The following is a 12,102-nucleotide window of genomic DNA, read 5'->3' as shown; positions in this document are numbered from 1 at the left end:
TACTAAAAATACAAAAAGGATTTAGAAGTCATCGCAAAACTTTCATTGATGGAGGGGTTCAGCCATCATGCTTTTTAATAGTCCCTCAGAAATTTTTTTCATATGTTTGGCTGAACCATATGACGGAGGTATAATTTACATTCAACAATACTGCAAAATTTAGGTGTAATTTTTTGAAATTTGCCTATGTTATTTAGTAGTATGGTATTTAGTAGTATGGTATTTAGTAGTATGGTATTTAGTAGTATGGTATTTAGTAGTATGGTATTTAGTAGTACGGTATTTAGTAGTACGGTATTTAGTATGTTATAGAGATCCTTCATATCATCTCCTTGACTATTTTGGGATTTAACGTAGGTTGCTTCGAAAGAGGAAGGTAGAGATCTGCATATCATCTCCTTTTTAATCTTCGGTCTCCGATTCGTATCAATTTCATCTTAATTGAATCGATCCATCAAATATGTATAAGTTTAAGCTTCAGTGTTGTTCTTGGAGCTGTTTTCAAGCGTCCTTCCAAAAATTCATTGGGAAGTCGCTTTTCGCCTTATTAATGCATCGGACCTCCAGATCCCATTCCAGGCATTCCCTGAGCAGAGGACATGATTTCCATAAGGTCTTCGAGTGACTCTGCTCCGTTGATATCTTCTATTAGACCATTGAGTTCTGTGATCCTGATGCTAAGGCTCTCACTCATATTCTCATCGGTTGTGTTCCCACTTTCACTTGCCATCTCTTCAAGGTGTTCGATTTCCATTTTGAGTGAGTCGGTAGCCTGGGTTTGCAAATAGGTGAATACAACATTTTGAAGTTCTTCTGCACTGGATGCTGAACTTATTTCGCTGGACAGGTTGTCAAGATCAGTTACTTGTTCATTGAGCATCGCAGTCATATTTTCATCAGTCGTGTTGTCCAGCTGATCGTTAAGTGTTTCAGTCATATTTCCAAGGGAACTAACCATCTCGGCCTGAACCTCAGTGTAGTTATCGTCAGTTACGTTCTCAACCTTGGTGATGTCAAATAATCCAGGCATCCCACAGAGAACATGGTTCATTCTATCAGGTCCCATATTCATTCCATCAGGTATGCCTGCACATTTCTGACTTGACAGGACTTCCTGAAGGTCGGATGCACTGGAAGCTTCGCTTACATTAGTATAGAAACTCTGAAGTTCAGAAATTTGTTCGCTAATGGAATCAAGCATTTCCTCTCGGACATCAGTAAAATTTTCTTCAGTTATGTTCTCTCCAGGAGTAAATACAGGTTTGTTTTCCGAAGCAAAAGCGCCTAAAGGAAGAATGCATAATACTATCATTACCGCTGTAAAACGGTAAATTGAGTTTAACACTTTTGTTTTTACTTTCATAGCGTACTCCGTTATTGACTTCAATCTCTATTTTTTTCGTTAGTTCTGTTTTTCGAGCTAGTGATCTTGTATTGAATTGTTCTGTTGTCTGATTTTATAGTGGTTTTCTTGCCTGGTTTTTCGGTGATTTTCTTACTTGATTTCAGTTGTTTTCTTGTTGGTTTTTCGGTGATTTTCTTGCTTTATTTAGTGGGTTTCTTGCTGGTTTTTCAGTGATTTTCTTGCTTTATTTTAGTGGGTTTCTTGCCTGGTTTTTCAGTTGTTTTCTTGCTGGTTTTTCGGTGATTTTCTTGCTGGTTTTTCAGTGATTTTCTTGCTTTATTTTAGTGGGTTTCTTGCCTGGTTTTTCAGTTGTTTTACGTTTTCTTGTCTGGGTTTTCCATTATTACATTTATTTCCGTATTTTTGATTGTCTTCAGACTATTGATCCGCTGACAGTCCTTAAATGAGCTGGCAAAAATATAAAGTTACTTTCGGGAATAAAGGATTTAAAGAGATTTAATTTTGAAAAAAAGCTTTATTCTATTTATAAAACCTTAAAGAACCTTAAATTAATGACTAAATACTTATCGAGGACTTTAAAACATGATGTTTGAATTCCGAAAGGTTCTTTATATATTTCACAGGAGCTTCGAATGCTGGTATACTCATAAAATGTTTTTATTTACGAGTCATCCTGCAAAAAGTAAAAAAAATCTGCAGATTGTAGCAGGTATATTTCCAGTTATTCGATTTCCAGTTATTTGAGAACACGCCAGTTATTGGTTTTCAAAACGACAATACCTTTCGACATGATGACTGGAGCTATCTCGAAAATAGGCAGCTCTGCCGGTGCCTTGATGATATGCCACTGTCCCGGGTTCTGCTCCCAGCTCAATTGTGTCCATTTGACAGTGCCATTCCCTGTCCAGGTGCTATGAACCTCGGCACCCTGCGGAAACAGGATGGGCTGGCTTAAGTCCGCTCCGAGAACGTCGACTTTTGGGATGTAACGCCATCCAAGGGCGTTGATTGTGGCCATAGACGCCTGCATCTGTGCCAGTGTTTCCCCATCAACAGGCTTTGCCCCGAGCATTTCCAGACGCAGAGATGTGTTTCCTTCGTACTGGCGCTGGTGTAGTAGTTCGGCCGAATGATATGCAGATCCTCGATATCGACATCGATTTTTGGCATGCCGATCTGTTCCCTGCCCCTGAGTATCGGCACGGTTTTACTCTCCAAGATTACCAGAACAAAATTCCCTTCAAGCTGGCCACGTTTTCCATTAAAACGGACCGGTACACTGGCCTGGAATAAATTATACGCTCTTCCCGCCATCCAGTCGATTTCTCGAAATTGACTGGATGAGATGTTTAGCTCAGGCATTAAATATCTAATATGAAAACATTTAGTATTATTTTTAGGATATCATAAAAGACATAAAATATACCATATTACATATAATATGGTATATTAAATTCCGTTGAGAATACATGTAAAAAATAACCGGATATCGCGGATATACAGTAAAAAAGGTCAAAGGGAGTAAAAAAGAGATCTCACGATAGTCAACATAAGGCCTTGAATCTGCCTTTTTATTGAGAAATCTTTGTCGTGTTATCGAGAAGTGTTTAATGCCACTTTATCCACTTTGCATGAGTGGGGGGAAAAGATGAGTGTCATAAATGAAGAAACTTCAAAAGGTGCAGTTGTCGATTCGCAACTTGGAAAGAGAAAAGTCGATTCTGAAGGATCACCGGTCGCTGGCAGCAGGATGGATGTCTCAAAGACCTATGCCGGAATTCCGGTTTTGCTCCAGAAAGTAATAGATGAGAATAATACCGCAGCCTGGGCGGAGATAGTTGAAAGAATCGATTATATTTACGCCAATCTTGATCATTCTCTGGGTGGGCTGGACCGAGAGACGGGGTTCGCCAGCAAGGTGAAATCGCAGATACAGGACGGAAAAAAATTGTTATTCAAGCCTAACCTGGTAAACCCAACCGCTATTGACGCAGGGACACATGGCGAAGGTCTGGGGGCTCCCATCTGTACCGATTGGTCTCTGATAGCCGCCCTGATGAGGTGGTTCCATGACAGGCTTGACATACACTATCATCAGATGGCTCTTGGGGAGGCTTCAACTGCTGTCCTGGGGTTGACAATCTCTCTCAGGTTAGCCTCCGGAAAGGACATCGCCACAGAAGCCCTTTTTGAAGGAAAGAGTGAGGATTTCTACGGAGGGTGGGGTTTTTTCTTTGTCCGCAAGTACCTTTCCGAACGACACCCTTCATCCCATGAAGACGACCCTATGAGAGGCTACGAGGACAGCGTTGCCGGAAGGTTCTTCCCGCCAGGAAAAGCCGGAAACCGGCTGATGGTCTATGACCTGAACAAACTTGACGAAGACACTTCAAGGGGCAGGACAGTCGCAGTCCCGGAGGGGGATAACTATAAAGAGATCACACTGCACAAGGTGATAGTCGGTGGGGAGCCGGGGGACAGTAACGACTTGAAAGACTATCCCGGGTGCATCCTTATTAATGTCCCAAAGATGAAGATCCATGCTCAGGACCTTCTCACAAATGCTACCAAGAACCTTGGTATCGGCCTTTACCCCACGCAGGCTCCCTGCGATCCTGGCAGTGGTGATATGAAATGGAAATATGCGTGCCCGTCCAGATTCCCATCTTTCAAAGGTGGGCTACCGCATATGCCCTGGGTAGTAAAGATGGATGACGATACCAACCTGCCTGTAAGAGATGAGAAAGGAGAATACATCACAACAAAAACCGCAGGAATGCCAGGGACTCAGGTGGACGTTATCAGGGCAGTACAGGCACAGAACATATTCATGGTGCATGTAATTGACGGAATAGATATGATTAATATCAACCACGAAGGGAATGGAACATCTGTTAAAATTCCTGAAGGTTACGTCTGGGCGTCCCTGGACTGTGTGGCTATCGACCTCCTCTGCGCCAGATACTGTTTCAAAACGGTACCTATGCGTGAAGCATTGAAGCTCAAGGATGAAAACGGCTGGCCCACAGAGTTTGTACACCACGTACCCGTAGCAATAATTGACGGAAAAAATATCGCAACCGAGGAAGACCTCGATTCACCTCTTTTCAGGTACAACCTGTACCATTATGCTGAAGCGAGAGGTGTGGGGCAGCAGAAATACTATGTCGTCGGCTGGGACGCCCTTACAGAGACACCACTGGCTTCCCTGGAGGGTCACCTGGGAAGGATAGAGGACAAGAAATTCCTTGAGCTAATGACGAAAACGATGTATTATAACCCTTCATGCATGCTATGGGACATGCAGAAGACTCTGCTGAGTTATGCAGAGGCTCACGATAAGCTGACCGGCTCCTCACTTTTAAAGGAATTCATGGACGGCTTCGATGAGAATAATGACGGGATAATAGATTACGACGAAAACGGGCGGAAAGGAATCTGGATTCCGTTTTTCAGAATGATGAGCCACTACTTTGATATTATGGCAACAGAAGAATACGGCCAGCTCAGAGGGAATTTCTATACTATTGCCGAAATCAGCCTCAAGCCCACAAATAAAAACTGGAACCCTGGAGGGCATGATTTTGCGCAGGAGCATGCGCTCGTGTGGACGGCAACCCTGGCCTTTGAGATGTCACGGGAAGAGGGTGGTGAAGACCCCTTCGTTCCGGGAATGATCTGGGGCAAAGGCATATGGCCTAGCTGGCAGCTGGCTACCCATATCAAGCTCACTAACAGTATCTATGGTTCCCAGTCACCTGAGACTATCAACTTCCAATCTCTATACGGCACAGCATTCCAGTATGCAGATAAAACTCGAAATGGAGGAGCCTATACCGGAAGCACAAATCAATTGGTCAGCGATCCAGCTTCTATTAAAAACTACTTTAAGGCTGTCTATGAGGGCGCAGATCCTCTCGGCTTCACACTGTATGTCCCTGCGGGATATGGGAGCCTGGAAGCACGCAGGATCCCCAATGTAGAGGAGACAGAGGATCCAGGCAAGGTCTTCACTGCTCACTTTGACGGCGGGGCGGAGGTATGGTGATTCTTGGATTCGATAGATTCGTATATCCAGAAACAGGCCCTGGCAGCCGCCCTGATTAACATGGTGGTAAACCCTCTCCTGGCATTTTTCATCAACAGGAACGTGGATACCGTTGCCTTATCCGGAATTGTGGTTGATACGATAATCACTTCAATCGTGATGACCTGGCTTGTGGCGGTCTTCTCGGCAGCTGATATTAATCGTCAACTTCGTGCTGGCCGATTCAAAGATGAAAACCTGCCCCAGCCCGGGCCGATACTGTCAAGGTTGCCGAGGAGAGGGGTATTACTGGGCACGGTGCTGTTCATCTGTACCGTATTGGTCATGGTGACTTTAACCATTTCCATGTTCTTTTTATTCGACATCACGGAGCTTTCTGTAAACAGAGTGGCACTGTTCAAGGGGATTTATACAGGGCCTGTTGCCTATGTAGTAGCTACTCTGGCGATAATTAGGCAGTGTGAGTCTTAACCCTCATATAAAGTAAAGTAAGTCAAAAAGAATCAATCGAAAGAGAAACGTGAAAAGTAGAATGGGGAATGAAAGTGGGGAATGAAAGTGGGGAATGAAAGTGGGGAATGAAAGTGGGGAATGAAAGTGGGGAATGAAAGTGGGGAATGATGAATATTTCAAGGATAAATATTGTCTGGTAACCGGTGCAAATTCCGGAATCGGGTATGCGATAAGTGAAGAGCTTCTGAAAAAGGGAGCAATAGTCTTCATGGCTGGTCGAAATGCGGAAAGTCTGGAATCAGCGGCTAAGACTCTTGATTCATATGCCGAACAGATTCGAATTCTGCTTGTTGATGTGACAAAACAGCCGGAGGTGGATAAAGCTATTCAGGATACGGTTGCCGCGGAAGGTAGAATTGACTTTCTATTTAATAATGCGGGAATTGGAGGTACGATGCCGACTGTTGACGCTACGCTTGAACACTGGCGATCTATTATTGATGTCAATCTCTGGAGCGTTATATACGGAATTAATGCCGCGTTGCCATTTATGCGTCTTCAGGGTGGAGGGCATATTGTTAACACGGCTTCACTTGCAGGACTGATACCTTTCCCATTCCAGTCTCTTTATTGCGCTACCAAGTATGCAGTTGTTGGGATGAGTGAAAGCATGCGGTACGAATTTGCTGAAGAAGGCATTCATTTTTCAGTTACATGTCCCGCAGCTGTCGTTTCACGGATCTGGAAAAAGCCTATACTGGGTCCAGTTCATGAAGAGATAAAAGCCCCTGAAGATGCAATTCCAGCTGAAGAAGCCGCACAGATAATCCTTCAGGGTGTTGCGGATAAAAAAGGAATAATTGTAGTGCCAGAGCAACCATGCGGATGGCTTTGGCATGAATACTGTAATTTATCTGAAGCCGCAGAAGATTTCCTGCTGAAAATGGCTCATGATCGACGGATAGAGTGGTCAAAAAGACAGAGGAGCTGAGGTAGTTGAATCAGAGTGGGACTTTACCAAGCTCAATGAGGAAGATCTGTCTCCGGGCATAGGCAAGACTATAAAAGCAATAAATTTTTAAGGGTCACTTAGCTGGACAAATTATAGAGCTTAAGCCCTCACTGATGATTTTATTTCTTTTGTTCTTATTTCTTTTGTTCGATATATCGATCTTTAGCTTCCTGAAGTATAGTGACTGCTGTTTCGAGGTCTTTCCAACCGATAACCTTCACGCGTTTTTCTTCTAAATTTTTATAAGTTTGGAAAAAGTTAGTAATCTCCTTAAATAGATGAGGTGGAACCTGCTCAACTGTCTCAATATAATTCCACATAGGGTCATTCTTTGGAACACAGAGTATTTTTTGATCTCTTCCTTTATCATCTTCCATGTCAAATAGTGCCACAAGATGTACATCTATTATACATCCCGGAAATGTAGGTTCCCAGGTTAAAACCATGGCATCTAAAGGATCACCGTCAAGGGCCAGGGTGTTTGGGAAAAAACCATAGTCTGAGGGATATACCATTGAAGAAAAAAGCATTCGGTCGTATTTAATCACTTTTTTCTCTTTATCGTATTCATATTTATTCCGGCTTCCTTTCGGGATCTCTATAAGTACGCTTTCAACCTGTCTTTCCGTCATACCGTCACTTCCTTTTTACTCCTGCTTGTTATTGCTTTTTATGATTGTGATTATTTATGAGTTCATAGACTATGTCCCCTGATAGGGTCATACTATTAAAACATGACCTTATGAATTAATTTTCTTAATATGAAAGGAAAAACCGAAAACAATGCGGAAAAAAATCCATTGTGGAAGTTTGGTAATATCAAGTCTGAATGAAATGAATATAAATTAAAATAGACAGTGTGATACCAAGAAAATATTTTCTGTTTTTCAGGGTTTGATTCTTAAAATTGTATTGATTCCCAATCTTGGATCTGTCATGCCTGCAGAATAACATCAGCTTTAACTAATAAAAACACGATTTAGGACTTACGCAGTTAAAATGCCGAAAACTTGATATCTTTATAAATATACTTATGGCTTAGTGTTTCTCTAAAAACGTACGGAGTTATGGACATAAATCCACCTAAGTGTACCGACATTGACTACATTAATTTTCTCATTGCGGCTTCTAACGTTTTTAGCTGTACTGAAGCTGCTAGATGTTATCCAGACATAGCTAATGCTCCTTCTCATGATGCTTTTACTCGTTGCCTTCAAAGGCAACCTCCAGACACGGAAGCACTATGGGAGGAAGTAAAAAGTTATGTCAAGCTTAAGGGAGGATACCTAATTGTTGATGATTCAACATTAGATAAACCATACGCAGAAGAAATTGCTTTTGTTCGTCGTATGTGGAGTGGAAAACATCATCGTACTGTAAAGGGAATAGGCCTGGTTACCTTAGTTTGGACTGACGGTACAACCGTTATACCTATCGATTTTCGAATTTATAACATCGATGTAGACGACAAAACAAAGAATGACCATTTCCGTGATATGCTTGACAAGGCCGAAGAACGTGGTTTTAATCCCAAATTCGTTTTATTTGATACATGGTATGCAAGTGTGAAAAACCTTAAAGCCATTAGACAGAAAGAGTGGCATTTCCTTACAAGATTGAAAAATAATCGTTTGGTAAATCCTGACAACAAGGGAAATGTGCCACTTGAAACAGTAGATATTCCTCCAAAAGGACGTGTGGTTCACCTCAAAGCATATGGATTTGTAAAGGTGTTTAGGATAGTTTCAAAAAATGGAGACACGCAACACTGGGTTACAGATGTGCAAGAGATGGATGAAGCAAAACGTGAAGATTTGGCAAAGAAGTCATGGAAAATTGAGGAATATCATAGGGGAATAAAACAGTTCTGTGGTGTCGAAAAATGTCAGGCAAGAAAGGAAGAATCACAAAGAGCACATATAATGTTCTCATTAAGAGCTTTTCTTAGACTGGAATTACAAAGAATCAAAAGTGGAATATCCTGGTTTGAAAGTGCTATGAAAATTAGAAGAGTGGCAGTGACAGAATACTTAAGGAATCCCCAATACACGTTAAATTAATTCAAATATTTGAAAGTTTGGAAAAAACAATATGCTAGGAGCCAACTGCGTAACTCCTAACGATTATTCAAAAAGATTGATTCGGTAAAACTATCCTGAGAACAGGACATTTTGAACCTATGTAAAATTTACATAATAACTTTCAATGTCAAAATGCAACTGGAATTTATTTTGCAACTGGAATTTATTCAACGTTGAACTTTTCTTTGCTTGCTGTTGTGTATTATATTGAACTTTTAACTGGTTTTGAATCTGCGAAATCATTTCAGGATACAATGACTATACTGTAGGGGACTATATCATAGGGGGTGAAATAGTGAGAAAAGCACTGATTATATTGGTAGTGTTGTTCGGCATATTCCTCGCAACAGGATGTGCGGGAAATAAACAAGTAACTCCAAATAAAACAGGAACTCCTGAACAGGCTGTAACTCCAGCTGAGGGTATAACTGAGGCTGTAAAGGAAACTCCTGTTACAGAAATAAGTCCTGTGGAAGAAGGTACTCCAACTATAAAAAATACAACTGAAAGACAGACTGCAATTGAAATGCAGAATATGACAAGGAAATCGGAACTTAAAGAATACACACTTAAAGAACTTACAGAATACAACGGTGAAAATGGAACAGCATATGTTGCCTATCAAAGTCAGGTCTATAATGTCTCTGATAGTGATATTTGGAAAAATGGTACTCATAAAGGATGCAACGCCGGGACAGACCTCACTGGAAAAATGGACAAGACCCCACACGGAGCTGCAATATTAAAGGGTTATCCCGTTGTCGGGACTTTGAAAAAATAACTTTGGAATCTGAGTTAAACCAGGATTCTATTAAACTTACTGTCAAACTCGTGTCAAGTAATCATCAAGGATTCAATGATCCCGAATAATTGCAATCGAATTTATACGACATTTTATGTCTGACTCGACACTAGACAGTGTTTCTTTTTTTCCATTAATCAAGGTGAATAATAGTTCTCTAAGAGCCTATCCCAAAAGCCATTTCGTTCTTAATCATCAAGAATTTTCAGGACTGTTTTCATGATCAGAAACTTGATTGATTGTTCGGAATACAGGATTCAGAGAAGCAATTTTGAGTTTTGGGATCAGCTCTAAAAGAATTATATCTTAATTTAGACCTAAATTTCGATTTAGATCAATAATTGTAGAGATAGCCATAACTTACTACGGTATTAAAGAGGGAATCATAAGTTTTTCCCGAATGAAGAAATAAATAGGGTTATATTTTTACGATTTTAGATCGAACACAAAAAAATAAGGATATAAACTGTAAAACATAAAAATTAAATGTCATTAATAATTAAAATAAGATATCACTGATTGACATATTGTCTTTTTAGTAGGAAATCAATAAGGATATATCCTACTTTCCGCACTATTTTTTCACATATAATATTTTTCGTATTTTTCTCCCATCAATCTCAGCACTTTAATTGTTTCTTCATCCAGATTTAATACCTTCTTTATCCTCTTTCCCTCAATTTCGATCTCTAACTCTGTTATTCTCCTGAACAGAAAGAATACCCATTTCATTGTTGGAGTCTGTGTTTTTTTCTTAACCTGATTTCTGATAGCTTCTTTTGCTTCTTCCAATCTTGTTCTCAGTTTCCACTCAGCTATTGAATACAATAACAAACATAGAACCATTACCATTGCAAGTGCTTCTATTCTGGATTCTTTTTTCAGATATACCTCAGACACTCTGAAACTCTTATCCTTAAGGAACCTGAACCCTCTTTCAACTGTTCCCTGTTCTTTATAGTACTTTAGGAGTTGATCTGGAGTCAACTCCAGATCATTGGTTGCAAGAATGAACCTTCCTAACTTTGCTCTTTTTTCCTGTAATTTATCCTGATCGTGTTTTATCTCTGCTTCTATCAGGTAAAAAGTCTGTACATCTTCACCTTTCCTTGGTCTTCCTTTCTTGTTTTCAAGTCTGTGTGATTTAGTTTTTATCTCAAGTTTCGTGAATTCATACAATTCATTCTCTTTCAACCATTGTTCAGACGCTATTCTTGCATCAGCTTCACAGGCAAATTCAAGAGTAGAAAGCTTTTTAAGGGATTTTTCTGTTGCTTCAAGCTCCTTAAGAATCTTTTCATCAAATGTCTTCTCTTCCTTCTTTTTCATTTCCTCTGAACAAAATACAACCCATAACTGTTCTATTCCACCATAACAGGATTTTACAGCGTAACAAGAATAACGTTCATCAGAGCATGTTTCCAGAATTAAGTCTGTTATCAATAATTCCTTTGATTCATTGATGGTTGCAGGTACTCTCGATATGAAAAAAGCGCTAGTTCCTATTTCTTTGACATTACTTTCAGTATAAAATGCGCTGTCTGCAACATGATAGACTCTCTGATCAAGATTCAGGTTCTGTGTTACTTCCTTTATGGTTTTGATGAGAACTTTCTTATCGGAACTGTTACCATCTAACGCTCTCACAAACAGAGGAATTCCTTTCTGATCAGTAACCATAGAAATAGAAAAACGAAGTAAATCGACTCTCTTATCTTTAGGATGACCATAAGTAATGTTGATAGTTTTGCTGTTATCATCGTTTTCATAGTCACCATAAACACTGAAATTTGTAGTATCTGAATGACAAAAACGAGGATTAATAGGAACGTGTTTCATAGCTTGCAGAATTATATGGTTGAAGAGTTCAGTTGCTCCATATTCATGGATTTTGTCCAGAGTTCTGCCAAAAACGTCATCATTAAGGTGTTCTGGGAGAACACCTTCTCCCAGTAACCTTTCAGTAGGTAAGTTTTCAAAGAAAGCAGGAAATAGGTAAAGACGACGTTCAGTAAATCCTAAACCGTTAATGCACATTGCCTTAAGAACAGTAGAATGAGAAATGTTATGGCCACTTTTCTTAGGAAGAAGAGTGTCAATCAAATCTGAAATTTCAAGTTCGTCAAATACGCCAGCAATAAGGCCATAATGGCCAAGATGAGTTGTGGATTCAGAGCTGGGAGAGAGAGTCATCAAGGTGAAATTGGATGAGATTTTATAAAAAGTAAATGTATGATTCGAAAATATAAAATCCAGAAATTTTACTGCGGAAAGTGCGATATATTTAAGCCGCCAAATAAGCGATATAAGCTCTTAAATAATAACTCATTTTGATATTAT

Annotated in this window: 10 protein-coding genes and 1 pseudogene; 6 read left to right on the top strand and 5 right to left on the bottom strand. The window is 40.1% G+C overall.

Features of this window, described 5'->3' with window-relative positions:
* Positions 1 to 547 precede the first annotated feature (547 nt).
* Together MSBRM_RS02120 and MSBRM_RS20735 are read right to left on the bottom strand one after the other, a co-directional pair.
* A complete protein-coding gene (locus MSBRM_RS02120; RefSeq protein ID WP_048120204.1) occupies positions 548 to 1,363 on the bottom strand; it encodes a hypothetical protein in 816 nt (271 codons plus the stop codon).
* Between the two features lie 739 nt (positions 1,364 to 2,102).
* A complete protein-coding gene (locus MSBRM_RS20735; protein WP_162488868.1) occupies positions 2,103 to 2,384 on the bottom strand; it encodes an acetoacetate decarboxylase family protein in 282 nt (93 codons plus the stop codon).
* Here MSBRM_RS20735 and MSBRM_RS21605 point away from each other — a divergent pair.
* Positions 2,377 to 2,499, top strand: coding sequence for a hypothetical protein (locus MSBRM_RS21605; protein ID WP_255361911.1), 123 nt, complete (start codon positions 2,377 to 2,379; stop codon positions 2,497 to 2,499). The genes MSBRM_RS20735 and MSBRM_RS21605 overlap by 8 nt on opposite strands.
* 67 nt (positions 2,500 to 2,566) lie before the next feature.
* On the opposite strand, the pseudogene MSBRM_RS21975 reads toward MSBRM_RS21605, so the two are convergent.
* Positions 2,567 to 2,680: pseudogene (locus MSBRM_RS21975) on the bottom strand (hypothetical protein); the annotation flags it as partial.
* A gap of 334 nt (positions 2,681 to 3,014) precedes the next feature.
* Between MSBRM_RS21975 and MSBRM_RS02110 the strand changes: the two are divergent.
* The 3 genes from MSBRM_RS02110 to MSBRM_RS02100 all read left to right on the top strand — a co-directional run bounded on the left by MSBRM_RS02110 (position 3,015) and on the right by MSBRM_RS02100 (position 6,858).
* Entirely contained in the window at positions 3,015 to 5,414 is a 2,400-nt protein-coding gene (locus MSBRM_RS02110; RefSeq protein ID WP_080941542.1) for a DUF362 domain-containing protein, read from the top strand.
* Positions 5,415 to 5,417: 3 nt separating this feature from the next.
* Positions 5,418 to 5,885, top strand: a complete 468-nt coding sequence (locus tag MSBRM_RS02105; protein WP_048154359.1) for a hypothetical protein — start codon at positions 5,418 to 5,420, stop codon at positions 5,883 to 5,885.
* Positions 5,886 to 6,024: 139 nt separating this feature from the next.
* Positions 6,025 to 6,858 (top strand): SDR family NAD(P)-dependent oxidoreductase, encoded by an 834-nt coding sequence (locus tag MSBRM_RS02100; protein ID WP_218104553.1) that lies wholly within the window; start codon positions 6,025 to 6,027, stop codon positions 6,856 to 6,858.
* 155 nt (positions 6,859 to 7,013) lie between these two features.
* Here the strand turns inward: MSBRM_RS02100 and MSBRM_RS02095 are convergent, their stop codons facing one another.
* The gene (locus MSBRM_RS02095) at positions 7,014 to 7,511 is read right to left on the bottom strand and encodes an inorganic diphosphatase (protein WP_048120210.1); all 498 of its coding nucleotides are present in this window, start codon (positions 7,509 to 7,511) and stop codon (positions 7,014 to 7,016) included.
* 435 nt (positions 7,512 to 7,946) lie between these two features.
* On the opposite strand from MSBRM_RS02095, the gene MSBRM_RS02090 reads away from it, so the two are divergent.
* Together MSBRM_RS02090 and MSBRM_RS02085 are read left to right on the top strand one after the other, a co-directional pair.
* Positions 7,947 to 8,939 (top strand): IS701 family transposase, encoded by a 993-nt coding sequence (locus MSBRM_RS02090; RefSeq protein ID WP_048155834.1) that lies wholly within the window; start codon positions 7,947 to 7,949, stop codon positions 8,937 to 8,939.
* Between the two features lie 316 nt (positions 8,940 to 9,255).
* Positions 9,256 to 9,741, top strand: coding sequence for a cytochrome b5-like heme/steroid binding domain-containing protein (locus MSBRM_RS02085; protein WP_048154356.1), 486 nt, complete (start codon positions 9,256 to 9,258; stop codon positions 9,739 to 9,741).
* A gap of 603 nt (positions 9,742 to 10,344) precedes the next feature.
* Here MSBRM_RS02085 and MSBRM_RS02080 read toward each other — a convergent pair.
* Positions 10,345 to 11,955: an IS1634 family transposase gene (locus tag MSBRM_RS02080; RefSeq protein WP_048154350.1), complete on the bottom strand. Its 1,611-nt coding sequence runs from the start codon at positions 11,953 to 11,955 to the stop codon at positions 10,345 to 10,347.
* Positions 11,956 to 12,102: the final 147 nt, after the last annotated feature.

This window comes from Methanosarcina barkeri MS (assembly GCF_000970025.1).
In the GTDB taxonomy this organism is placed as follows: Archaea; Halobacteriota; Methanosarcinia; order Methanosarcinales; family Methanosarcinaceae; genus Methanosarcina; species Methanosarcina barkeri.
The sequence above is the reverse complement of the archived record's forward strand: the minus strand, read 5'-3'. Positions and strand labels throughout refer to the sequence as shown.

Bases quoted from the DNA above. Each gene is read 5' to 3' on its own strand.
- MSBRM_RS20735 (WP_162488868.1), bottom strand. From the start codon at position 2,384: ATGGCCACAATCAACGCCCTTGGATGGCGTTACATCCCAAAAGTCGAC.
- MSBRM_RS02080 (WP_048154350.1), bottom strand. From the start codon at position 11,955: ATGACTCTCTCTCCCAGCTCTGAATCCACAACTCATCTTGGCCATTAT.
- MSBRM_RS02095 (WP_048120210.1), bottom strand. From the start codon at position 7,511: ATGACGGAAAGACAGGTTGAAAGCGTACTTATAGAGATCCCGAAAGGA.
- MSBRM_RS02120 (WP_048120204.1), bottom strand. From the start codon at position 1,363: ATGAAAGTAAAAACAAAAGTGTTAAACTCAATTTACCGTTTTACAGCG.
- MSBRM_RS02090 (WP_048155834.1), top strand. From the start codon at position 7,947: ATGGACATAAATCCACCTAAGTGTACCGACATTGACTACATTAATTTT.
- MSBRM_RS02110 (WP_080941542.1), top strand. From the start codon at position 3,015: ATGAGTGTCATAAATGAAGAAACTTCAAAAGGTGCAGTTGTCGATTCG.